Source organism: Streptomyces sp. PTY087I2 (genome assembly GCF_001687325.1).
Lineage (GTDB): Bacteria > Actinomycetota > Actinomycetes > Streptomycetales > Streptomycetaceae > Streptomyces.
Window position 1 is genome coordinate 261,796 of record NZ_LZRD01000006.1, and the last position, 24,411, is coordinate 286,206.

General features: G+C 73.0%; 10 protein-coding genes. 2 read left to right on the forward strand and 8 right to left on the reverse strand.

The annotated features are described in order from the left end of the window. Nucleotides 1-32: 32 nt before the first annotated feature. Entirely contained in the window at nucleotides 33-1,520 is a 1,488-nt protein-coding gene (locus tag A3Q37_RS08530) for an HAD-IA family hydrolase (RefSeq protein ID WP_065480107.1), read from the forward strand. Between the two features lie 66 nt (nucleotides 1,521-1,586). Here the strand turns inward: A3Q37_RS08530 and A3Q37_RS08535 are convergent, their stop codons facing one another. Both A3Q37_RS08535 and A3Q37_RS08540 read right to left on the reverse strand, forming a co-directional pair. Further along, complete coding sequence (locus A3Q37_RS08535; protein WP_065480112.1) at nucleotides 1,587-2,456, reverse strand: class II fructose-bisphosphate aldolase; 870 nt, start codon at nucleotides 2,454-2,456, stop codon at nucleotides 1,587-1,589. 44 nt (nucleotides 2,457-2,500) lie between these two features. Continuing rightward, nucleotides 2,501-3,388: an SIS domain-containing protein gene (locus A3Q37_RS08540; RefSeq protein ID WP_065480115.1), complete on the reverse strand. Its 888-nt coding sequence runs from the start codon at nucleotides 3,386-3,388 to the stop codon at nucleotides 2,501-2,503. 249 nt (nucleotides 3,389-3,637) lie between these two features. Here A3Q37_RS08540 and A3Q37_RS08545 point away from each other — a divergent pair, with 249 nt between their 5' ends. Then, nucleotides 3,638-4,402 carry an SDR family oxidoreductase gene (locus A3Q37_RS08545; RefSeq protein WP_065480122.1) on the forward strand — a complete coding sequence of 255 codons (765 nt, stop codon included), beginning with the start codon at nucleotides 3,638-3,640 and terminating at the stop codon, nucleotides 4,400-4,402. 67 nt (nucleotides 4,403-4,469) lie between these two features. On the opposite strand, the gene A3Q37_RS08550 is transcribed toward A3Q37_RS08545, so the two are convergent. From A3Q37_RS08550 to A3Q37_RS08575, 6 genes are all read right to left on the reverse strand, one after another. Beyond that, nucleotides 4,470-7,313, reverse strand: coding sequence for a hypothetical protein (locus tag A3Q37_RS08550; protein WP_107471510.1), 2,844 nt, complete (start codon nucleotides 7,311-7,313; stop codon nucleotides 4,470-4,472). Nucleotides 7,314-7,366: 53 nt separating this feature from the next. Continuing rightward, nucleotides 7,367-8,497: an AAA family ATPase gene (locus A3Q37_RS08555; RefSeq protein ID WP_065480128.1), complete on the reverse strand. Its 1,131-nt coding sequence runs from the start codon at nucleotides 8,495-8,497 to the stop codon at nucleotides 7,367-7,369. Nucleotides 8,498-8,602: 105 nt separating this feature from the next. Beyond that, nucleotides 8,603-9,991, reverse strand: coding sequence for a VWA domain-containing protein (locus A3Q37_RS08560; protein ID WP_065480134.1), 1,389 nt, complete (start codon nucleotides 9,989-9,991; stop codon nucleotides 8,603-8,605). Next, nucleotides 9,988-11,436, reverse strand: coding sequence for a hypothetical protein (locus tag A3Q37_RS08565; protein ID WP_065480276.1), 1,449 nt, complete (start codon nucleotides 11,434-11,436; stop codon nucleotides 9,988-9,990). The genes A3Q37_RS08560 and A3Q37_RS08565 overlap by 4 nt, the downstream gene beginning before the upstream one ends. Further along, entirely contained in the window at nucleotides 11,436-11,954 is a 519-nt protein-coding gene (locus A3Q37_RS08570; RefSeq protein WP_065480137.1) for a hypothetical protein, read from the reverse strand. Before A3Q37_RS08570 ends, A3Q37_RS08565 begins: the two co-directional genes overlap by 1 nt. 48 nt (nucleotides 11,955-12,002) lie before the next feature. Then, on the reverse strand, nucleotides 12,003-24,197 hold the full coding sequence (locus A3Q37_RS08575) for a non-ribosomal peptide synthetase/type I polyketide synthase (RefSeq protein WP_176711377.1): 12,195 nt from the start codon (nucleotides 24,195-24,197) through the stop codon (nucleotides 12,003-12,005). Between the last annotated feature and the right edge of the window lie 214 nt (nucleotides 24,198-24,411).

Below are 24,411 nucleotides of genomic sequence, written 5' to 3' on the forward strand. Positions count from 1 at the left end.
ACCCACCTCCGTACCCCTCCGGGAGACCCGCCATGTCCCGTGCCCGCCGCGTGCTCGTCGTCGGCATCGACGGAGTGCGCCTCGACACCCTGCGCCGGGTGCCCACCCCACACCTCGACGCCGTGGCCGACGCCGGATTCCTGGCCCCGGTGACCGTGGGGGAGGACACCCCCACCATGTCCGGCCCCTGCTGGGCCACCGTCGTCACCGGAGTCTGCGTTACCAAGCACGCCGTATGGAGCAACGACTTCAGCGGCCACCGCCTCGGCGTCTTCCCGGACTTCGCGACCCGCCTGGCCCGCCAGGACGGCCGCCGCACCTATGTCGCGGCGGCCTGGGAACCCCTGGTCACCGTCGCCGACGGCGGTCCCCTGTTCCGCCGCCCCACCCGGCTCACCCACCACGCACCGGCCGCCGACACCCCCGCCGCCTGGGAGGAGGCCGATGCATCGACCGTGCGCGACGCGGTGGCCGTCCTCACCCATGAGGATCCCGAGGCGTCCTTCGTCTACCTCGGCGCCCCCGACGAGACCGCCCACCACCTCGGCTGCGGCGAAGCGTACGAGGCATCGATCGAGTCCGCCGACCGCCGCCTGGGCGACCTCCTCACCGCCCTGCGGGCCCGGCCCGGTTACGAGAACGAGGCCTGGACCGTCCTCGTCGTCACCGACCACGGGCACCGGGACGAGGGCGGCCACGGCGGCGACAGCCCGGCCGAACGCACCGCCTGGCTCGCCTGCGCGGGCCCGGACATCACCGCCGGGGCCCGCCCCGCCCGCCCCGTCCGGCACGAGGACGTCGCCGCCCAGGTGTACGCGGCCCTGGACCGTACGCCCGACTCGCACTGGACGCTCGAAGGCCGCCGGATATCCACAGTGCCGCGCGGGGTGCTCCTCGATATGGACGGCACGCTCGTCGACACCGAGCCGCTCTGGCTGGAGGCGTCCCGGGCCGTTGCGGCGGCCCACGGCCACCACCTCACCGAGGAGGAGGGCGCCGCGGTCCTCGGCCGCACCTGCGCCGACACGGCCGCCGGCCTCGTACGGCTGTGTCCGGAGCCCACCACCGTCGCCGGGCTGGAGACCGAGCTGGAGGACACGTTCCTCGCCGCGGTCGAAGCGGGCGTGGAACTGCGGCCCGGAGCACGCGCCCTGCTGGACCGGCTGGAACGGGATGACCTGCCCGCCGCCCTGGTGTCGGCGTCGCCGCGCCGGGTGGTGGACGCGGTCCTGCGTACGTTGGGCGGCGAGGCGTTCCGTACGACGGTGGCGGACGGCGAGAGCGACCGCTCGAAGCCCTTCCCGGACCCCTACCTGAAGGCGGCCGCGCGGCTGGGGCTGCCGCCCGAGGCCTGCTTGGCGGTCGAGGACAGCCCCACCGGAGTGGCCGCGGCGGAGGCGGCGGGCTGCCGGGTGCTGGCCGTGCCCTCGGCGGCGCCGATCGCGTCGGCCCCGGGACGGCGGGTACGGACGGACCTCACGGCCCTGCTGCGGGAATGGGGACCGGAGCAGTCGGCATGACGTGACGTCATGAGGACGCCGGGGGCCGACGGGCGCGCTGCCCGCCGGCCCCCGGCGTCCTGGTTGTCACGCGGCGTGCGCCCGCCCCGGGGCCAGCACCGCCATCAGCCGCGCCACCGTACGGGCCATCGCGTCCCGGCCGTCCGCCAGATACCGGCGCGGGTCCACACCCCGGTCGTCCTGGGCCAGCCGCTCCCGTATCGCCCCGGTCATCGCGATGTTCAACGCGGTCCCGATGTTCACCTTGCGGATCCCGCCCTCCACCGCCCGGGCCAGTTCCTCGTCGGAGGCCCCCGATGAACCGTGCAGCACCAGCGGAACCGGCACCGCCGCACGCAGCCCGTCCAGCAGACCGTGGTCGATGACGGCGTCCCGCGAGGTCATGGCGTGCGAGGTGCCGACCGCCACGGCCAGCGCGTCGACCCCGGTGGCCGCGACGAACGACCGCGCCTCCTCGGGGTCCGTACGCGCCCCGGGCGCATGGGCGTTCAGCGGCGGCTCCCCGTTCTTCCCGCCGACCTGACCGAGCTCGGCCTCCAGCCACAGGCCCCGCTCGTGCGCCCAGACGGCGGCGGCACGGGTGGCCGCCAGATTCTCCGCGTACGGCAGCCGCGCGGCATCGAACATCGCCGAACTGAAACCGCAGTCCGCCGCCCGGTGCAGCAGCTCCGTCGACTGCACATGGTCCAGGTGCAGGGAGACGGGGACGGCTGCCTGGTCCGCGACCTCCGCCGCGGCACGCGCGATCGGCCGCGGCCGGCCCCGGTGATAGGCGACCGCGTTCTCGCTGATCTGGAGGATCACCGGCGAACCCGCCGCCTCCGCGCCCTCCGCGATGGCTTGCGCGTGTTCCAGGGTGATGACGTTGAACGCGGCGACCGCACGGTGCTGTGCGGCGGCCTCGGCGATCAGATCGCCGGTGGCGGCGAGGGGCATGGCGACTCCGGGATGAGGGACCGTCGGCAGGGGGGCGCGGGCTGTCAGGCCGTGGTGCTGAGGATGACCGAGCGGGTGAGGTGGCGCGGCCGGTCCGGGTCGAGGCCGCGCGCGTTCGCGATGGCCAGCGCCAGACGCTGCACCCGGACCAGCTCCGCCAGCGGGTCGAGGCCACCCGCCACCCAACGGGCGCCGGTCGCGTGCACCTCGTCCATCAGCCCGGACGGGGCCTCGCCGAGCATCCAGGTCGCGGTGGAGCGGGTGGAGATGCTGATCGGGCCGTGCCGGTACTCCATCGCCGGGTACGCCTCGGTCCAGGCGAGCGCGGCCTCGCGCATCTTCAGCGCCGCCTCGTTGGCGAGCCCCACGCTCCACCCCTGCCCGAGGAAGGTGAACTGGCTGCACTCCACAAGCCCTGCGGGCAGCGGCTCGGCCAGCGCGACCTGGGCGTCCTCGACGACCGCGTCGCTGTGCAGACCCAGATGGGCGCGGAGCAGGGTCAGCGCCGACGTCGCGAAGCGGGTCTGCACGACGGACTTCTCGTCGGCGAACTCGAGCACGATCGTGTCGTCGGCCATGGCGGCCATCGGGGTGTCGGAGTCGCCGATGACGACCGTGCGGCGGGTCGTGTCACCGATCCGGCCCAGAAGCCCGAGCACTTCCGTCGTGGTGCCGGAGCGGCTCAGGGCCACGACCCGGTCGTAGGGGCGCCCGGCCGGGAACTCGGATGCGGCGAAGGCGTCGGTCTCGCCCTGGCCGCTGCCCTCCCGGAGGGCCGCGTAGGCCTGGGCCATGAAGTACGAGGTTCCGCAGCCGACTACGGCGATGCGCTCGCCCGCCGCCGGGAGCCGGTGGGCCAGCCCGTCCGCCATGCCTGCGGCCACCTGCCAGCAGTCGGGCTGGCTGGCCAGCTCCTGAGCCACGTGCGTCATCTGTGCTCCCTGTTCGCGGCAAACGATGCTCGAAGCTGCATATTAGGCAAGCGTTTCACGCAATATCAAGCAGGCGGGCGGTGCGTTCGTGCGCCTGGCGGGGTCCGGCTCGGCCTCCGTCGGCGGGGGTTCGGCGGGTCGATGGTGGGGTGTGCGCTGCTTCGCGGTCGCGCATTTCGTCCCGCCTGATGGGTAGGGTGATGGCGTTTCGCGTTTTCTGGGGAAGGGCCGAGCTAGGGGGAACGATTCATGGGTTCGCTGACGGGAAAGGTCGCGTTGGTCACGGGTGCCAGCCGTGGGATCGGCCGGGCGATTGCCCGGCGCCTTGCGCGTGACGGGGCCCTGGTCGCAGTGCATTACGGTGTGCGGGGAGATGTGGCGCAGGAAGTGGTCGAGGAGATCACGAATGCGGGCGGGCAGGCATTCGCGGTGGGTTCCCTGCTGGGGGTGCCGGGAGACGTCGAAGCCCTGTACGAGGCGTTCGGCGCGGGAATGGCGGACCGGGGAGAAGACCTGGTGCTCGACATTCTGGTCAACAATGCGGGTGTGAGCGGATCGGGGCGCATAAGCGACGCCTCACCGGAGGTATTCGACCGCCTGTTCGCGGTGAACGTGAAAGCGCCGCTCTTCCTCATCCAATGGGGTTTGACCCTGATGCGGGACCGGGGCCGGATCATCAACATTTCGTCGGCCGCCGCCCACCGGTCTTTTCCGGAGTCCGTGACCTACGCCATGACCAAGGGGGCGCTGGAGACACTGACGCTTGCGGTGGCAAAGGAAGTGGCGGAGCGCGACATCACGGCGAACACCGTGGTGCCCGGTTTCGTGGAGACCGACATGAACGCCCGGCGACGCGAGACGCCCGAGGCCGCGGCGGTCCTGGCCGCGCACTCCGTGTTCGGCCGCATGGGCCAGCCCGCCGACATCGCCGACGTCGTGGCCTTCCTCGCCTCGGAGGATTCCCGCTGGGTCACCGGCCAGAGCATCGATGCCACGGGCGGCATCGGGCTCTGAGGCGCGGACGGGCCGGTGCCGGGGCGGTCCGAACCGCCCCGGCACCGCGCACCACCACGCATCACCCTCACGCGCCCGTGAGCAGCGACTCCCACGCGATCGCCGTATCCGGGTGACGGGCCGTCAACGCAACGCCGACCGGGCCCGCCGAGTCCGCCGGGCCCTCGTCGGGATCGGTCCACGTGCCGTCGCAGCCCAGCAGCTCCGCGACCGCGTCGAGCGTCCCCGGGTGGGTGAACAGCAGCGCGGCACCACGGCTCGCGCCGCCGGCCGCCCGCACCCGGCCGCCGTCCGGCGCACCGGCCTCCGGTATCTCCCGCCACGGCGGCACCCACGCGTCCAGCGCCGGGAGCCGGGCCGGGAAGATCCGCCCCGCCTCCCGGATCAACACCGGGGCCAGGTCCGCGGCTCCGGCTCGCAGGGTCGTGATCAGGCTCGGCAGCCACGGCAGCAGCACCGGGTCCGGCAGCCGCCCGAACGCGTTGGACACGGCCTCCACCACCACGTCCGCCAGCCCCGGCACCGGCACCAACGCGTGCACGAAGCCGCTCAGATAGCGCGGATAGGCGGGCACCACCATCGGGTTGGCCAGCAACTCACCGCAGCGCTCCCGCAGCTCGGCCCGGGAGAGGGCGCCGAGCTGCACCTGCGCCGCCCACAGAAGCGCCGTCCGCTCCGGGTCCGTGGGGCGGGACTGGGCGACGGCCAGCTCCAGCTGGGCCCGGTCGCAGCCCAGGGACAGCGCGAGGCTCTCCATGCTGAACAGGAACCCCAGCATCGCCGCCACCTGCCCCACGGTCGCGTCCTCGTCCGTGAACGCCGTCGGCAGCAGGGTGCAGTAGTGCGCGTAACCGGCCTTGACGAACGACTCCACCCACGGCGGCAGCACCGGCTCGGCGGTCCGGTAGTACGCCAGCAGCCCCCGCACCCGGCGCAGCACCTCCGGGGCCCCGTCCACCGTGCGCTCGGCGGCGAGGACCTCCAGGGCGCGGACGCCCAGCTCATCGGCGAGGCGACGGCTGCCGAGATACAGCGTGGCGTCCTCGACGGCGGCGAGCACGCCCGCCGTCGTCGCCCGCGGCCCGTACGCGTCGCGGCGCAGCCGCTGTTCGAGGACCTGCTCGATGCTCACGCCCTCGTACCCCAGCTCGATGAGCGCCCGCTGATGGGTGCCCAGCGCCAGGTCCCACGACTCCTGGATCGACCGCTCGCCGAGCTTCCGCTCACCCATGATCGGCCGGGCCGCGCCGTGCGGCATCAGCCGGCGCAGCATCCACAGCACGTCCGAGCACGCCCCCAGCTCCGGGCGGGAGTTCATGTCCAGCAGGGCACGCTGCACACCCCGCTGCTGGAGCTTCAACTCCAGCGGGGCGAGCCGGTCGTGCACATCGCGGGCCAGCGGCGGCAGCGCGTCGTAACCGACCCGGCCGATCCGGTCGCCGCCCATCATGATCTCGACGAGACGCCGCACATCGCGCCGGCCGGGCACCGCGTCCTTCTCGATGCACGTGATCGCCGCGTCCTGGAAGTCGTAAGGGGTGGGCTTGGCCCGGTCCCGCACCCCGGCGAGCAGGATCGACGTCTCGAACACCGCGATGGCGTCGGCGGTCGACGCCAGATAGCCGCTGCGCCGTGCGGCGCGCACGATGTCCACCGACCAGCCCAGCAGCTCGGCCTCGTCCAGCGTGTCGAGGACGGGCGGCCGCCGCAGGAACCCGGAGAGCTGGTCCTCGGCCGCCTCCCGCGGGGCAGCGGCGCCGGCCGGGGCGGCCTTCTTCGTCGTGCGCGGCTTCTTCGCGCCGTCCTGCCCGGCCAGCCGGTAGGGCTGCACCCGGGTGCGCTTGAGGTTCTTCGCCCACTGGGTCGCGGCGATCGACACCGACCCGGAAGCCAGCCCGAACTGCGCCTCGATCGCCGCATGGCTGGACGGGATCAGCCCGTGCTGCCAGGTGGTGGCGGACCGGGGGGAGATGGTGAACGGTCCGCTGCCCGCCACCCCGAACTCCTCGACGCGGCTGGCCGCGTGGAAGGCGCCGCACACATACAGGCAGTCCTCCGGGTCCGTCCCGCCGGCCGCCAGATGCTCACGGATCCGGGTCCACATGTACCGCTCGCGGTCCTCGTCCACCCGGACCCGGTCCCCGTCGCCGGGAGCGAGCCGCCGGAACAGGCTGCCGACGAGGAACATCACCTGGCGGTAGGCGTCGTGATCGCTGTCGCCGAGCGGCACCTCGACGTACTGGTGCCACCACTCCGACCAGTGCCGCACCTTGCCGTGGCGCAGCAGATGCTCCTCCAGCTCGGCGAAGCGGGGCCGCAGGTCGCCGATCTCCACGCCGACCGCCTCACCGTGCAGCGCGGCTTCGGGCTCCGGCACCCCGTCCGCCGGAGCGGACGGCTCTTCCGGGGTGCGCTCGCCGTGGCGGCTGTCCCACTGGAAGACATGGTCCGAGGACCGGTCGACGAGGACCAGCTCGACGCCCGGGGTGTCCAGCGCGTAAGCGATGGCCTGGTACTCGGCGGACGCCTCGGTGATCGGGGCGACGACCGACAGCGGCGCCCACTCGGCGGGGAACCCGTCGACGTCGCTGGCGAAGGCCTGGACCGCCACCGGCAGGCGGCAGTTGCGCAGCTCGTCCAGGAGCGGCGCCATGTCCTCGCACAGCTCCAGATACACGACCTTGGGCTGCTTCTCGCGCAGCCGCCGGGCCATGGCGAGGGCGGAGGCGGGCGAGTGGTGGCAGACCGGGAAGATCTCCAGGGGCTCGCGCACCGCCCGGTCGACGTCGTCGACCATGCCGAGGAGGATGCCCTCCAGAGCGCCGGGCCCGTCAGCGAAGGCGGTCGCGGCCTCGTGCAGCTGCTCGCGCAACGCCGCGAACGACGTCTGCCCGGCGCTGTTTCCGGGCATCCGGTCGGACCCGTTCGGGGAGGTCCGGCCCGGCCCGTTCGCAGGGGACCCGGTCATGACAGCGTGGCGATCGTGTCGCGGCCGCCGTCCAGGAACTCCGGCCACGAGCCGCCCTCCTGCTTGCTGCGCGGCTCGACGACGCCGTGCAGATACTTGTTGAAGATGGCCAGGTCCTCGGGGTCGCGGCGGGCGAGGGAGCCGACGAGCGAGGAGGCGAGGGCCCGGGCGGTCAGCGTGCGCTCGCCGAAGAAGTTGCTGTGCAGGACGGCGTCCTCCAGCACACCGATCTGTTCCGCCGTCGACAGCGACGACTCCAGCTTCTCGTCGTCGCTGCCCGCCGCCGCTGCCGAGGCCCGCAGATCGGCGAAGCTCTGGAGCAGGACGTCGAGGAGCGTCGGCGGCACGTCCAGGTCGATCGCGTGACGGCGCAGCAGCTCCTCGGTGCGGAAGCGGACGATCTCCGCCTCGCTCTTCTTGTTCGTCACCACCGGGATGCGTACGAAGTTGAAGCGGCGCTTCAGCGCGGACGACAGGTCGTTCACACCCCGGTCGCGGCTGTTGGCGGTCGCGATGATCGAGAAGCCGGGCTTGGCGAAGACGATGTTGTCGCTCGCCTCCGTCCCGTCGCCCTGCAACTCGGGGACGGAGATGTACTTCTCCGAGAGGATCGAGATCAGTGCGTCCTGGACGTCGCTGGTGGAACGGGTCAGCTCCTCGAAGCGGCCGATGGCGCCCGTCTCCATCGCGGTCATGATCGGCGACGGGATCATCGACTCACGTGACTGTCCCTTGGCGATGACCATGGACACGTTCCACGCGTACTTGATGTGGTCCTCGGTCGTGCCGGCCGTACCCTGCACCACCAGCGTGGAGTTGCGGGAGATCGCGGCGGACAGCAGCTCGGCCAGCCAGCTCTTTCCGGTGCCGGGGTCCCCTATCAGCAGCAGGCCCCGGTCGGAGGCGAGGGTGACGATCGAGCGCTCGACGAAGCTCCGGTCGCCGAACCACTTCTGGGAGATCTCCCGGTCCAGGCCGTCGGCGCGCTCGGAGCCCAGGATGAACAGCCGGACCAACTTCGGGGAGAGCCGCCAGGAGAACGGCTTGGGGCTGTCGTCGATCGACTCCAGCCAGTCGAGCTCCTCGGCGTACTTGGTCTCGGCAGGGGCACGCAACACGTCGGACATCGGAAGGCCTTTCTGACAGGCGGGAAAGTGAAAGAAGAAAGAAGGGGGACACGGCGGGGGGAGCGCACGCGATGACGGGCGGCGGCGGTCACACCCCGCGGGGCCTCAGGTGAGGAACGTCTTGAGTTCGTGCACGAGCTTGTTGATGTGCCCGGAGACCACGGGCGTGCCCAGGGCCTTGAACCGCTCCCGGAACCACGGGTTGACCTCCTGCCGCCCCGAGCTGGTCACCGAGCCGACGGGGATGAACTTCACCCCGGAGCGGTGAACGGCCTCGATGCCTTCGAACAGCGGCTGGGAGCGGTCGAACTCGTAGAAGTCCGAGATCCACACCATGACGGTGTTCTTCGGCTCGGCTATCTTCGGGCGCGCCATCGCCATCGCCACCGGACCGTCGTTGCCCCCGCCGAGATTCGTGCGCAGCAGCACATCGAACGGGTCGTGCACCCACGGCGTCAGATCGATCGAGCGGGTGTCGTAGGCGATGAGATGGACGTCCACCTTCGGCAGCCCCGCGAAGATCGAGGCCAGAATCGTGCAGTTCACCATCGAGTCGACCATCGAACCGGACTGGTCCACCACGACGATCAACCGCTGCGGCGTCGTCCTGCGCACCGTGTGCCGGTAGTAGAGGCGGTCCACATACAGCCGCTCCTCCTCCGGACTCCAGTTGGTGAGGTTCTTCCAGATCGTGCGGTCCAGGTCGAGATTGCGGAAGACCCGCTTGGGCGGCACCGAACGGTCCAGCTCGCCGACGGTGGCCTTCTCCACCTGCGTACGCAGCACCTCGGCCACCTCGTCGACGTAACGGCGGATGAGGGACTTCGCGTTGGCCAGGGCCACGCCCGACAGGTTGCCCTTGTCCCGCAGCAACTGCTCGATCAGCGACATGCTGGGCGTCAGCCGCGCGGCCAGCGCCGGATCGGCCAGCACCTCTCGCAACCGCATGCGCCCCACGAGATCCGCCTCGATCGCCGCCAGCTCCGGCCCGAGACCGCCGCCGTCCAGGCCCGCGCCCGACGCCCGGCCGCCGCGAAGCCCACCCGGCGGACAGCCCAGCGCACGCTCCAGCCACCCGGCGTCGGACTGCCAGCGCGCCAACTGCTCGGCGGTCACCGCGCTCGAACCGGTCGCGAAGACATTGAGCAGCACCTTCGACACCAGCGCGGCACGCCGCACCTCCGCCGCCCGGTCGCGGGAGCCGTCCGCATCGTCCTCCGGCGTCATCAGCCCGTCGAACTCGGCGGCCAGTTCCGGATGGCGCTGTACGACCGAGTCGAGCGACGTCCCGGGATCCAGCAGCGCGGACGGCAGTCCGATGTCCTCGACCACCCCCAGGCTCGCCGACTCCAGGGCGGGCTGCTCCTCACCGTCGAGGAGACGGGCCAGGAGCCGCCAGTACAGCACCTGACGGCGGTTCTCGTACGGGTCGGGCCCGGAAAGGGGCGGGCCGGCGACGGGACCGGGCGACTGCCCGGTGAGGTTCTCGGTCATTTCCGCAACAGCCTTCCGGCGCGCTCGCGCAGCACGGCGACGGCGTCGGTGGCGGCCTTCTCCGCCCGGACACCGGCCTTGTCGGTGGTGCCGCCCGCCCACGCCCCGGCGTGCACGGCCACGGTCTTCTTCCGCACGGTCGTCTCGACCGCGAGCGGCTGGAGAACGAACTCCCCGGCATCCCAGCGCAGCAGCCCCACGCAGGCGTGGGAGGCGGCGACCGCCTCGGGCGTCAGCGGACCGGCGGCGGGCATCCGGTCCGTGTCCACGGCCAGCGGCTGCCCGGCGAGACCGAAACCGAGACGGCCCTCCTCGCTGTGCGTGGCATACCCCTCCAGCAGCACCGGTACGGCGATCCGCACGGGATGCCGGTCCAGCGGGGCGACATGGGCGGCCGTAGCGGCGGACAGCCTCACCCGCGCCGTGGCGAAGGGGTCGGCCGGCTCACCCGCACGGGCCCGCTCGTCGTCCCAGACCAGATCGCCCTCGGCGGTCACCGGCATGGCGTCCAGCTCCATCGACCGGCCCTCGCTCACGGCACCGAGCAACGACATCCGGGGACGCAGCAACTGCCACAGCCCCGCCCCGACGACCGTGTCGGGCTTCGGCGCCGACACCCCGGCACGCACCAGACGGGGCGCGCCCCCGTCGGCGGGCTCGAACACGGCATGGACCTGGGCCTGTACGGCCGTCGCATGCTCCTGCACATCGACCCCGAGCGGCAGCAGCCGGCCGGTCACCGAGCCGTCGGCCCGCTCCCCGGCGGATCCAGGCACCGTCAACAGCAGGGCGCGCGACCACAGATCGGCCCAGCGGCGCACCGGCACCCGCTCCAGGGTCGCCCCCGGGCAGGACGCGGCGAGCTCGGCGGCGAACCCGTCGAGCAGCGTCGCCCGGCGGCGCAGCCCCGCATCGGGCAGCATCGCGGAGACCACCGGGGCGGCCCCGGCGACCAGCTCGTGGTCGATGCCCCGCCAGCCACTGCGCGCGAGGTCGCACAGCCAACTACGGGCTGCCGCAAGGAGATTCGCCCCGTGCTCCGGCCTGGCGACGGCCGGAGAAGACGTCTCCTCGGCGACGCCCGAAGAGGATTCCCCCTCGGGGGCGGCCGGAGGTGACTGTTCCTCGGGGGCGGGCCTGCCCACAGCCTCGTCCACGCGCCGCGCCAACGCGTCGTGCACGGAACCGAGCAGCGCGCTGCGGGCGGCGGCGAGCGCCACGAAGTGGTCCTCCCCGGCGGCCCCGGCCGCCGCCCGCTCGGCCGCCTCCGCGACCCGGGCGGCCAACGGAGTCCCGGCGACGGCCCCGGCGAGCCCGGCAACCGCGGCCGCCTGGGCGGCCCCCGGCCGCAGCAGACCGGCCACCAGCGCCCCGTCGAACGCGTCCACGGCGGCGAGCGCCTCGTCGAGCCCCTCGACCGGATCGGCCAGCAGATCGCCACGCATCAGGCCACCGCCCGCGTCGGCGGAAACCACTGCATCTCGGGCAACGGCGAAGTGACCGGAGCCAGTTCCAGATAGGCGAGGTGCCGCAGGAACCGGCTGAACACCTGGGCGGCCGCCGACGAGTCGCCCTTCTCCGGCCGCGTCGCCGTCATGGCGGCGGTGAGGGACTGCGCGTCCGGCTCCCCGTCCGGGGGCTCCACCGCGAGATAGCGGGCGACGCGCTCAGCGCCGTACTGCAACACCGCCTCGGTGACGAGCGCCTGGATGTGCTTGCAGAACATGCCGCGCGCACCGCCGCAGGGCCGGTTGTTGTTGGTGCTGCACGCGAACGCGTACGTCCGCGCCGCCACCGACGACACATACACCCGCCCGATGTCCGAACCGCTGGAGACGACCCCCTGCAACCGCCCGTCGGCCAGCTCGACGAACGGCACCTTGGCCAGCTTCCGCGGACGCGCGGGCGCCATCACCCGCGCGGTACTCGACTGCTCCCAGACCGACAACGCGCCAACTCCCATGCATGCGAAAGGGGACGTCCACGCCCTTTCGGCGGGACATCTACGAACTTAATCCCGACCACTGACAACGCCGTCGATCGTCCCCGGGCCGATGGTGCGGGTGAGGAGGTGCAGGGGCGCGGCGTGGATGCCCGCCGCCTCCGCAGCTTCCCAGTAGGCCAGCCCGGTGGCCGCGTCGACCGGACCGTGGACGAGCGGCACCGCGGCACCCGAGGAGTGGAGCAGGGACTCCAGCCGGCAGGACGCAATGGTGTCCGCCACCATCGGCTGCGCCAGGTAACCGGCCACCGCGGCGGCCGGCAGCCCCTCGGCCACCTGCCGCTCGGCGGGCCCCGCGCTCAGCAGCCCGCCGCCGACGACCAGGACGTCCTTCGCCCGTTCCATCCGGCCGAAGGCGCGCGTTGTGTCGAAGCAGTGCGGGAACGAGTCGTCGACCACCGTCGTACCCGGGGCGAGAGCGTCGATGTCCAGGAGCGTGCCGCCCCCACTGACCGCCGCGACGATCAGCCGGGCCCCGTACACGGCATCGGGCAGCCCTCCGTCTGACTCGACCACCTCAATGACTTCGGCGAGGCCGCGTGCCAGAAGGCTGTCGGCGAGTTCCTTGAGACGTGGCCCGCTGCCCGGTACGTCACAGAGCAGCAGCCGGGCGGGCGGTTCCTTGGCCAGCGTGAGCAACAGCTCAAGGGAGGAGGAGCCGATCGAACCGAGGCCCACGAACGCGACGGTGAGCGAGCCCAGTTGCTGCCGGGTCGCGTCGAGAGCGGCGTGTACGGTCCTGACGACGGACACGACGGTCGCCGCATGACCGGTGGTGATGGTGGGGGCAGCGGGGACAGAAGGGGCGCCGGTGACGGCAGGAGCCGCGCCCGTTGCTCCGACGGCCCGCAGGACGTCGAAGCCGTAGCCGGTGAGCGACGGGATCATTCCGGCCAGGGACACGGCCCGCGCCCCCAGGGACGAGGCCAGCTCCACCCCGCGCGTGATGTGCCCGAGCAGGGCGTCGCCGGGAGCGAGTTCGTCCGCGAACAGCGGGACGCACACGAAGCCCGAACGGCCCAGCGGCGTACGCAGCGTCTCCAGCAGCTGCGGCCGCCCGTCGGGGAACAGCAGGGTCCGCAACTCCTCGCGCGGCAACGCCGCCTCCGGCAGACCCGCCAGCCGGGCCAGGTCGGCCGGGGAGGGCAGATAACCGATGAGCGCGGCGTCCACCGGCTCGTTCCGGTCAGGACCGGTGCCGGTACTGATACCGGGCACGGCCGAGGCCGCCGCGTGCGCCAGACCATCGCGTACCGCGTCCGCGAACGCCGCCAGCGCCTCCGGGGTGAACGCCGTGGCCGCCGCGCGGACAGTGACCCGCAGCCGCCCGCCCTCCGGACCGGCGGCCAGGAACACATCCGTCCCGGCCGGAGGCGGCGTGTACACGCTGTCGCCGTCCTCCCGGGTGACCGTCAGGGCCTCTCCGTCCTCCGGGCCGACAGCGGAGAAATCCAGATAGGTGAAGAAGAACTGGGAGGCCAGGGGCAGCCCGTTGGGCAGCGCAGGCACGGCCCCCTCGTACGTCCGCGCCTCGGCGGCCTCCACGGCGAGCCGCCGCAGATCGTCCGCGAACCCCGTGCCGTCCCTGCCGTCCCTGCTGTCCCTCCGTCCCGACACCGGACTCGCGGGCCGAAGCGGAACAGCCGTGGCGAAAGGACCGAACACTCGGTGTACGTCGGGCAAGGCATCATCCCGGCCGCTCACCGCGAGACCGAGCACCAGATCGGCCCGGCCGGTGATGGCCGCGAGCGCCCGGTAGTAGGCGGTGAGCACGGGGGCGTAGAGGGTGGATCCGTTGCGCGTGGCGAGCCCGCGCAACGCCTCCACCTGGTCGGCGTCGACCGTGAACCCGTACGTGTGGAAGAGCCGGTTCGCCACGGTGCCGGGGCCTGTACCGGCGGCGGAGAGGACGGGCGGCCGGTAGGGGGCGCTGAGCCGGGCCCACCGGTCATCGCGGGAGGCAGCACCGGAATCCGTGATCGTGGCTTCCGCGCGTTGCGCGAGGCGGACGGCGTGGTCGCGGAAGGTGCTGCGCAGGGGAACCCGAGCCGGTACGTCACCCCGGGAGAGGGCGTCGTACACGGTGATCAGCTCTCGTACCAGCAGCGCGGCGCTGTAGCCGTCGCCGATGATGTGGTGGGCGTGCGCCACCAGGACGTGCTCGTCGGGAGCGAGTGTGAGCACCCGCAGGCGCACCAGGGGCCAGGCCCAGGGCTCGAAACGGCGCGCCCGCTCGGCGGTGACACGCTCCTCCACCTGCCCAGGGCCGGTGAGGGTCTCGAAGTCGACCGGCAGGCGCAGTGAGGACGGCAGCTCCTGCTGGACGGCCGGACGCACCCGGGCGGGGAAAACCGTGCGCAGCATCGGGTGGCGCCCGACGAGCGTGTCCACCGCGCTCTGGAAGCGGGCGGTGTCGAGACGGCCGTGCAGGCGGAACCGGGTGAGCCAGGACGAGGTCGTGCCCGGTGCGATGGCTTCGGCCAGCAGGAATCCCCGTTGGGTGGGGGTGAGCGGGAAGGGCGCGGGCACCCCGGTATCGACAGAGGCGTCGGCGGCCGTGTCAACGACGGTGTCGTCGGCTTCGGCTGTCGCCGCGTCCACGGCGGAGGCGAGGGCCGCGAGCGTGCGGTTGCGGTAGATGACGGTCGGCCGGGGGAGCGGTCCGCCCTGCTTCTCCAGCCGGGCGAACACCTCCAGCACGAGCAGGGAGTCACCGCCCAGGACGAAGAAGTCGTCCTCGCGGCACACGTCGTCGGCCTGGAGCAGGGCGGACCAGACGGCGGCGAGCCGGATCTCGGTCGGCGTACGGGGTGCGGTACGGGTCGCTGCCGGACGGGACGGCGAACGGGGTGGCGCGTCCCCGAGGGCGGCCAGCGCACGGCGATCGATCTTGCCCGTGCCCGTGAGCGGCATCGTGCCGACTCGGGTGATCCGGGACGGAATCATGTACGAAGGCAGCGACTGAGCCAGATGACGCCGCAGCTCCACGGCAGCCGCTCCGGACGAACCGGAAGCTTCGGACGACCCGAAAGCTCCGAGCGACCCGGACGCTCCGGGCCCGGGCGTCACGAAGGCGGTGAGGCGCCCGTCCTCGGCGAGAACGACGGCGTGAGTGACATCGGGATGCGTCTGGAGCACCGCCTCGATCTCGCCCGGCTCGACCCGGTTGCCCCGGATCTTCACCTGGTCGTCCAGCCGCCCGAGGAATTCCAGGGTGCCGTCCTCGGAACACCGCACCCGGTCGCCGCTGCGGTACCAGCGCCGCCCGCGCCGAACGGTGAACGCGGCTTCGGTCAGGGCGGGTTCGCCGAGGTACCCGGGGGTCAGACCGACTCCGGCGATGAGGAGTTCGCCCGCCTCGCCGGGAGGCAGCGGCTCCCGGTCGGGACCGACGACCTCCACCTCCGTACCCGACACCGGGCGGCCGATGGGCAGTCGCCGCACCTCGTCGTCGGGCCGTTCGCGGATGATGTGGCAGCTCGTGTTGATGGTGGCCTCGGTGGGGCCGTACAGGTTGGCGATGCGCCGGCCGGCGCCGAAGAGGTCGAACCAGCGGCGTACGTGCGCGGGTGACAGCGCCTCGCCGCCGACATGGACCCACCGCAGCGCCGACAGATCCGGCAGCGGCGCGCCGGTCCGTACCCGTGCCTCGGACGCGCTGAGGAGCTGCTCCCAGAGCGTGGGGACCGAGCTCCACACGGTGATCCGGCGGCGTTCGACGTGGGTCAGCAGCCGGTCGGGATCGCGCAACAGGTCCCAGTCGACCGTGACCACGGTGGCGCCGACGAGCAGCGGGGCGAGGAGCTGGCGGACGGAGGCGTCGAAGCAGGGCGACGCGGTCTGGGCGAGCCGGTCGTGCTCGTCGTACCCGAAGGTGTCGATCGCCCAGTCGAGATAGTTCTCCATGGACCGGTGGGTGATGGGCACGGCCTTGGGCCGCCCGGTGGACCCGGAGGTGAAGATCACGTACGCGATGCCGTCGGCGTCGGCCAGGGGGCCGGGCGTCTCGTTCCCGTGCGGGACGGATTCCCGCGGGAGCGGCGACGCCGGTACGTCGACGGGCACCAGGGTTACGTCACCGAGCGTTTCTCCCACCGCGCGGGTCGCGGCGTGACAGAGCACCGCACGAGCCCCCGAGCGCGTGAGCTGGTCCACCAGACGCGCGGGCGGGTGCCCCGCGTCCAACGGAACCCAGCCCGCCCCGGCGCGCAGAGCCGCGACGACCGCGACGACGGTGTCGGCGCCGGGTTCGGTGAGGAGCCCGACGAGGCTGCCCGGGGTGACACCGTGGGCGAGGAGAGAGGCCGCGAGAGCCTGCGAGGCACGGTCGAGTTCGCCGTACGTCAGGGTGGCGGCGCCGGTGTCGACGGCGACCGCGTCCGGGGTGGCCCGGAACCGCTCGACCAGCCGGCGTACGAGCGTGGCGGACCCGGAGGCCGGAAGCGGCGCGGCGGCCGTCGCGGCCAACTCGTCGTGGAAGTCACGGTCCAGGCGGGCCACCGTCTCCGGGGCGAACAGCCGGACGGGGAAGTTCCACGAGAAGCGCAGGACCGTCTCGTCCTGCCAGCACAGCAGGCTCAGCCGGGTCGCGGCGGTGGCGGTACCGGCGGCGGTCGGCCGCACGCTCACCGGACACCGCTCGTCGAGGGCGGCGGGAAAGCGCGAGAAGCTGAAGCCGGCCGGGCCGACCGTCCGGGGCCCGGACCCGGCCGGGTCCATCGGCAGCAGCCGCGCCAGGTCAAGGCCGGTGAGGCCGGCATGCTGCTCGCTCTCCAGCCAGATCCCCGCCAGCCGTCCGGCCAGGACCCCGACCGGCTCGTCCGGGTCCGTCGAGCACAGCAAGGGGAGAGTGTCGGCGAGCGGCCCCACGAGCCGGTCCAGGCCCGCGATCCGGTCGTCCCGCCGGGCGCGGGCGACGTTCACCGCGATCTCCCGCTGCCCGCTCCACCGGGCCAGACAGCGCACGTGTGCGGCGAGCAGCAGATGGAACAGGCTCACCCCATGGTCAGCTGCCCGCTTCTCCAACGCGGCGGTCAGCGCCGGATCGAGACTGCTCTGACGCGTGGTCAGGGGAGCCGAGGGAAGGGCGCACGGATCACCGTCGTACGGCAGGCGCAACGGCTCGCCACGCGAGGCCAGCCGGTCCGCCCAGTACCGCCGGTCGGCGGCGAGCGCCATCGCACCGTCTGTGGTGGACCGCTCATCGGCGGCAGCGGCCGCGTACCGCGCGAAGTCGGTGCCGAGCGCGGGCAGCGTCGGCGCGTCCCCAAGGGCGAAGGCGGTGTAGAGCGACCAGAGTTCCCCGGCGAGCACGTTGAGGCTGTATCCGTCACCGGCCGCGTGGTGGATCACCAGCACCAGATGGGACAGCTCAGGGCTCTCCCGGGCGAGGACCGCCCGCAGGGGAGACTCGGTGGAGAGGTCGAACGGCCGGTTGCACAGCGCCGCTTCGAGCTCCTCGATACGACCGGCCAGCTCGTGGACCTCGTACCAGGTGGACAGGGCGGAGGGCGGCGCGACGTACTGCACGGGTGACGCAGACGCGATCCCGCCGGCGCTGTCCTTGATGCGGATCCGCAGCATGGTGTGCCGGTCGGCGAGCGCGTCGAGCGCCCGGCCCAGGAGCCGGGTGTCCAGAGGGCCCCGGACGGTCTGGCGGACGTAACCGTGAGCCGGGACGTCCGGGTGGAGCCGGCTGCTGGTGTGCAGGGCCAGTTGGACGGGGGTGAGCGGGAAGGGGGACCCGTCCGGGACGGGTTCCGGCGCACGCGGGAGGGCGGGGGAGGCGAGCGCGGGTGTGCTGTCGAGGTGCGCGGCCAGTTCGGCGACGGTCCGGTACTCGAAGAAGAGGGTGGCGGGCAGCGCCCTGCCCAGCTCCCGTTCGAGCTGCCTGACGAGGTCGACGGCGGCGAGCGAGTCGAGACCGAGGGCGAGGAACGGTTCGTCGTCCAGAACCTCGGCGGCGGGCAGCCGCAGGGCCGAGGCCAGCAGTCGGCGAAGCAAGGGGGCGGTGCTGGTGTCGGTGTCCCCGGAGGCCGCCGGTCCCGATCCCGTTGCTGCGGCTTCTGTTGTTGTGGTCGAGGCCTCCGGGGTTTTCGGGGCCACCGGCGGCGAGGTCGGTGTCAGCTCGGCGAGCACCAGTTGCGCCGCGTCGACACCGCATGCCGTGCGGAGCGCCGCCAGCGCGGGAGCGAGAGCAACGGGCCGCCCTCCGGCGTTCCGTACGGTGGTGGAGCCTGCTCCCGTCCCGGTTCCGAGGGCCGCCGCCATGCCCGTACCGGCCAGGGCGGCGAGGTTCACGGACTGCCAGGGCCTGCCCGCGTGTCGTTCCGACGCGGCGAACGCGTCGAGGAAGGCGTTGGCCCCGGCGTAGTCGCCCAGCGCGCCCGCCAGCCCGGGCAGCACGGCACTCACGGAGGAGAACGCGACGCGAACCGCCGGGTCGAGCCCGTGCCGGCGCAGGGCCAGCGAGAGCAGCAGCGTGCCCCGGGTCTTGGCTGCCAGGGCGTCCGCCGTCTCCTCCGGCCGCCTGTTCCGCAAGGTGCCCGGTCGTACGACACCTGCGGCGTGGAAGAGGGCGTCGAGGCGGGGCAGTTCCGCGAGGAGCGCGTCGACATCCCGCTCCACCGAGACGTCGGCCACCCGGTAGTGAACGGTGGCGCCCAGCGTACGGAGTTCGTCGGCCAGCCCCGTGGGAAGCCCGGGGGAGCGCCCGGTGAGGACGAGGGTGGGCCGGCCCCGGCCCGCGAGGTCCCGGGCGAGTGCGGCGCCGATTCCGCCGCCGCCCCCGGTGATGAGGAAGGTGCCGTCGGGCGGCAGCGGTGACCGTGTCGTCCCGGCCGGTGCTGAGACGTCGGCCGCCGGCGGTACGAAACGGCGGGTGAGCCGTCGTCCCCCGCGCCAGGCGACGACGGTCGCGCTGCCCGGAGTTCCGCCCGACTCCAACTCGGCCAGCACCGCCGCCAAACGCTGGGACGGGGTGTCCAGCGAGCAGAGGTCGAGGGCGGTGGCCGCAGCGCGCGGGGTCTCCTGCGGCAGCGCCAGCAGGAGTCCGCCGAGGACGGCATGGGCGGGCCGTGGCCTTTCCCGGACGGTGCCCGTGGCATGCACGTCCTCGGTCACCACCAGGAACCGGTCCGCGCGCGTCTCGTCGAACTCTGCGAGGGCGTGGCCGAAGGCGGCCAGCACGGCATCGTGGGCCCGGCCGAGGGCGTCGCCGGTGTCCTGGTCGGGAGCGGGCCCGGCCACCAGGACCACGGCATCCGGCCGCCCGTCATCACCGGCTTCGTGCCGACGGACCCCCGCGGCGGCGAGCTGTGAGGCGAGCCGGTCGACGGACGCGGGGTCGGGACCGGTCAGCAGCACCGAACGCAGGGACCCCGCCGCCTCCGCCGCCTTTCCGGGCAGGCTGTTGTCCTCCCACACGACCCGGTGCAGCAGAGGGCGTGGCGAGGACGGATCGGCCCAGTACCGGCGGCGCTGGAAGGGGTAGGTGGGCAGGGGAACCCGGCGGTGGCCCGCGTCGAGCGCGGTCCGGTCGAGCGGCATGCCGAGCGACCACAGCCGGCCGACGGTCTCCAGAAGGTCTCCGCGCCCGCCGTTCCGGTCATCGGGCAGTGGCACGGCATCCGTTCGACCGGTGGAACGTCCCGGCAGGGCGCACAGCACCGTGATTCCGTCGCCCGACTCACCAGGCGCGTACGCCTCCGTCGCCGCGCGGACCGCACCCGACAACGGCGCCCCGGGGCCGACCTCCACGAAGGTGTCGTACCCCTCCCGGGCCAGGCGCTCCACGGCCGCCCCGAACAGCACCGGGCGCTCGGCGTGGTCGCGGAGGTACGCCGGATCGAGGACCGGCTGCCACTCACCGGTGACCGTGCTCATGAGGGGCACGGACGGGGCCCGCGGAGTCAGCGCACGGGCCGCGTCGGCGAGCCGGTCGGCCACCGGCCGCATCAGCGGTGAGTGGAAGGCCCGCGAGACCCGCAGACGGCGCGTGGGGACGCCCTGGGCATCGAGGGCGAGGGCGGCGCGTTCCACGGCGGATACGGTCCCGGACAGGACCTGGAGTCCGGGACCGTTGTACGCGGCCACGGCGAGGCTCCCGCCCGAATCCGCCACCGCCGCTGCGACGGCCTCCTCGCCCCCGCGAACGGCGAGCATGGCGCCGGGATCGGTGAACGCGCCCATGAGACGGCCGCGTTCGGCCGCGAATCGCACCGCCTCCCGGAGAGTCAGCACCCCGCTGACACAGGCGGCCGTGATCTCCCCGACGCTGTGCCCGGCGACCGCTTCGGGCGCCACACCCCAGGCACGCAGCTGGCGGGCGAGCGCCACCCCGGAGGCGACGAGGAGGGGCTGGGCCACCTCGGTCGCGGCCTGCGCGGCCGGATCCACCTCCGGGTCCAGCCCCCAGTCCAGCAGGGGCCGCCCGCAGACAGGGCCGAGAAGCGCGGACGCCTCGTCGAACGTGTCCCGGAACACCGACGCCGTCCGGTACAGCGCCCGGTCCTGGCCGGGGGACTGCGCACCCTGCCCGGGAAACAGGAAGACGACGCGCGGCCGGGAACGAACGACGTTCGCGGCGACCCCGCCGGTCTCGACGCCCTTGCCCCCTCCACCCGCCCCGGCTACGACGGCGGCGAGCCGTTCCCGTAGATCACCCTCGGCGACGACGGCGAGCCGGTGGGGTCCCTCGTCCCACGACGTACTCGCGGTCCGGCAGACATCGCCCTCACTCAGTTGCGGACGGCTTTCCAGATGCGTGGCGAGCCGGCCCACCGCATCCCGGAGCGCACCCGCACTCCGCGCCGAGAGGGTCAGCAAATGAGGCCCCTCGACGTCGACTTCACACGCCGCATCCGCCGACGACGAAGCCGGGTCGGCCAACAGAGATTCCGGGGCCTGTTCGAGAACGGCATGGGCATTGGTGCCGCCGAACCCGAACGCGTTGATCCCTGCGACGAGGGGACCGGCGGACGTCCAGTCCCGCGCCTCGGACACCACGGAGAAGCCCGCAGGGGCGAGGCCCGGCGCGGGCGGAGTGTGGTGCAGCGACGGCGGCAGCCGACGGTGGCCCAGGGCCAGCACGACCTTGACCAGCGCGGGCAACGCGGCGGCGTTCAGCAGATGCCCGATGTTCGTCTTCACCGAGCCGAGCAACCGGGGTTCGCCGTCGGGCCGTTCGGGAAACGCGTGGGCCAGCGACCGCAGCTCGATCGGGTCGCCCACGGCCGTGCCGGTCCCATGGGCCTCCACATAGGTCACCGATGCGGGATCGACGCCCGCCGCCTCGTACGCCCGGGTGATGACCTCGCGCTGCCGCAGCGGATTGGGCGCCATGAGGCTCATCGACCGGCCGTCGTTGTTGACGGCCGTCCCCCGGACCACCGCGAGCACCTGATCGCCCGAGAGGCGGGCCGCGTTGAGACGGGTCAGGACGATCGCCGCACCGCCCTCACCCGGTACGAAGCCGTCCGCGTCGGCGCTGAAGGCGCGGCTGCGCCCGGTGGGGGACAGGGCCTGCGCCTCTTCCAGGAGCCGGTGCGGGGTAGAGGTGAGATGGAGGTTGACCCCGCCGACGACGGCGATGTCGCACTCGCCGTCCAGCAGGCTGCGCCGGGCCAGATGCAGGGCCACAAGACCCGACGAGCAGGCGGTGTCCACGGCGAGTGCGGGACCGTCGAGATCGAGGCCCTGCGAGACCCGGGCTGCGATGAGCGACGGCAGATTGCCGGTGAGCGCGGTCGGCACGGGGGAGCCGTCGGCCGAAGCCCGGTCCAGGACCTCGCGGTAGCCGCTGTCGCCGACCGCCGCGAACACACCGACCCGGCGACCGCGCCGACGGGGCCCCGCGTATCCGGCTCGTTCGAGTGCCTCGTGCGCGAGTTCCAGGAAGAGCCGCGCCTGCGGGTCGATCGCGCGTGCCTCGTCCTCGCCGATACCGAAGTAGTCCGCGTCGAAGGCGGCCGGGTCCTCCAGGAGCGCCGCCCAACGCTTCCGGGGAGCGGCCCGGCGGTCGCGGGCGTCGTCGTGCCAACGCCCGTACGGTACGGGGGTGACGGCGTCGTGCCCGTCGATGAGCAGGTCCCAGAAGGCCTCGGGGGTGTCGGCGCCGGGGAACCGGCAGGCCATCCCGATGACAGCAGCGACGGCTGCGCCGCTTTCCCCAGCCCTTCCGTCTTCCCCGCTCTTCCTGACCTTCCCGGTCTTCTCGTCTTCGCCGGCCTTCCCGGCTTCGGTGGCGGACGAAGACGTCCCGGGCGCCACTGTCAGAAGGTGACCGGCGAGCGCGGCCACCGTGCCGTGGTCACGGATGACCGCCGGAGGCAGCGTCACACCGAACGCGTCCTCCAACTCCACCAGGACCTCCATCGCCTTGAGCGACGTCCCCCCGAGACTCCCGAACGGCTCATGCGAACCGATCGACACGACGGGCCGGCCCAACACGCGCGCCCACACCTCCCGGACGGCCTCGACGGTCTGCGCCCGAGCCCGGGGCACGTCAGCGCGAGGCTCCGCGGACAGAGCACCGTCACCTGCCGACGGCTGACCGGCCAACGGCTCACCGGCCGAAGCAGCCCCGAACCCACCCGCCTCGAATCGCTCCCGCAACCGCCGCCGTTGCAGTTTGCCGCTCGTCGTACGGGGGAACGCCCCCGGCGGCAGGGCCAGCACCCGTACATCGTCATGGAGCAGCGCCTCGCGCACCCGGGCAGCGACGCGTTCGAGCACCTCCGACGCATCGCGCGGGGGCCGCGCCCAGGGGACGAACACCACGACGCGCTCCGCACCGGTGACGGGGTCGGTGGAACCGACCACCGCCGGGGCGCCGGGAGGCAGACCGGGCGTCGCCGCCGCGACCTCCTCCATGTCCGTGGCATGGAAGGTGCGGCCGTTGAGGAACAGCACGTCCTTGTGCCGGCCCGTGACGCACAGTCGGCCGTCCCGCAGGAACCCGAGATCACCGGTGCGCAGCCACCCCTCCGTGAACGTTTCCGCGCTCACACCGGGAAGTCCGTGGTAGCCACGGGCCAGTTGGGGACCGCGCACCATGATGTGCCCGACCCGCCGGTCCCCGAGCACATCGCCCTTGTCGTCGACGATACGCACGGCGCAGTCGGCCACCGGCCGCCCGACGTCCATCAACTCGACCGAGCCCTCGCCCGGTTCGGCGTCCACGGCGACGCCGCCGCTCAGCGACGCCCGGTCCAGGACCAGCGGCTCGGCCACTTCCCCCGGCGGCGGGAAGGTCACCGCGAGCGTCGCCTCCGCTAGGCCGTAGACGGGCTGTGCTGCCGCCGGATCCAGCCGCGCAGGCCGCGTCCTGTCGGCGAAGGAACGCCACACCGCGGGCGCGATCGGCTCCGCCCCGACCAGGAGCAGCCGTACGGCCGAGAGGTCCAGCCGGGCCAGGACGTCGTCGGAAACGCGGCGTACGGCGAGCGCCAGGGCGAAGTTGGCCGCGGACAGCACCGTGGCCCGGTGCCGGGCCGCCACCTCGAACCACAGGCGGGGCTGCTTGGCGAAGGACAGCGGACCGATCTTGACCTGCCGGGCCCGGGCGGCCAGCGGAGCCAGATGCGTACCGATGAGCCCCATGTCGTGGAAGTACGGCATCCAACTGACCACCACGTCGTCGGCGCTCAACGCCGACGCGGCCCGTATCTGCTCCAGATTGGCCAGCACCGCACGGTGTGTCACCTCCACCCCCTTGGGCGCGCCCGTGCTCCCCGAGGAGAACTGGAGGAACGCGACGTCGTCGCGCCCGCCGGGTGCGGGTTCCCGCAGCAGCGGCCCCTCGCGCAGGGCATCGAGGCTCAGAGCGCGGGCGGCGTCGGGAAGCTCGTCGACCAGCGGCGCGGTCGAGGCGTCCACGACGAGCGGCGGCCGCCCCAGGTGCTCCCAGACCGGCAGGATCCGGCGGGTGTCAGGAGCCAGCGGAACGGGAACGAGACCGGCCGCCACCGCGCCCCAGAACATCGGCTGGAAGTCCTCGCTGCGGTCGGCGAGCAACGGCACACAGGTCCCGGGTTCGACGCCCGCCTCCCGGAAGCCGCCGGCCACCCGCAGGGAATCGTCCAGAAGCTCGCGCAACGTGACCGTCAGCTCGCTTCCGTCGCCACGGACATGCACGACGGTCTGCCCGGGGGCTTCACGGACCGCGTCCAGCAGTACATCCAGCAGGGTCATGTGGTGCTCCACCGGTCGATCGATCCGTTCTGCGCGAGTTCTCCGAAGTTCCCGGATGTTTCCGAAGAATGATCTTAAAAACGCGCGAGCCAGGGGGAATCAACCGCCGGGAGGAGACGGCGTGCGCCCTGGGAGTGACACGGTGGAGGAGTCCGGCCGCCGACGCACCGGGGTCCCGGCCCCGCCGACGCACCGGGGCCCGGCCTGCTCGTGTGCCCCTGGCCGG

What these genes read in the sequence shown, in the direction of transcription:
- A3Q37_RS08530 (WP_065480107.1), top strand. Translation starts at nt 33, where the DNA reads ATGTCCCGTGCCCGCCGCGTGCTCGTCGTCGGCATCGACGGAGTGCGC.
- A3Q37_RS08535 (WP_065480112.1), bottom strand. Translation starts at nt 2,456, where the DNA reads ATGCCCCTCGCCGCCACCGGCGATCTGATCGCCGAGGCCGCCGCACAG.
- A3Q37_RS08540 (WP_065480115.1), bottom strand. Translation starts at nt 3,388, where the DNA reads ATGACGCACGTGGCTCAGGAGCTGGCCAGCCAGCCCGACTGCTGGCAG.
- A3Q37_RS08545 (WP_065480122.1), top strand. Translation starts at nt 3,638, where the DNA reads ATGGGTTCGCTGACGGGAAAGGTCGCGTTGGTCACGGGTGCCAGCCGT.
- A3Q37_RS08550 (WP_107471510.1), bottom strand. Translation starts at nt 7,313, where the DNA reads ATGCCCGGAAACAGCGCCGGGCAGACGTCGTTCGCGGCGTTGCGCGAG.
- A3Q37_RS08555 (WP_065480128.1), bottom strand. Translation starts at nt 8,497, where the DNA reads ATGTCCGACGTGTTGCGTGCCCCTGCCGAGACCAAGTACGCCGAGGAG.
- A3Q37_RS08560 (WP_065480134.1), bottom strand. Translation starts at nt 9,991, where the DNA reads ATGACCGAGAACCTCACCGGGCAGTCGCCCGGTCCCGTCGCCGGCCCG.
- A3Q37_RS08565 (WP_065480276.1), bottom strand. Translation starts at nt 11,436, where the DNA reads ATGCGTGGCGATCTGCTGGCCGATCCGGTCGAGGGGCTCGACGAGGCG.
- A3Q37_RS08570 (WP_065480137.1), bottom strand. Translation starts at nt 11,954, where the DNA reads ATGGGAGTTGGCGCGTTGTCGGTCTGGGAGCAGTCGAGTACCGCGCGG.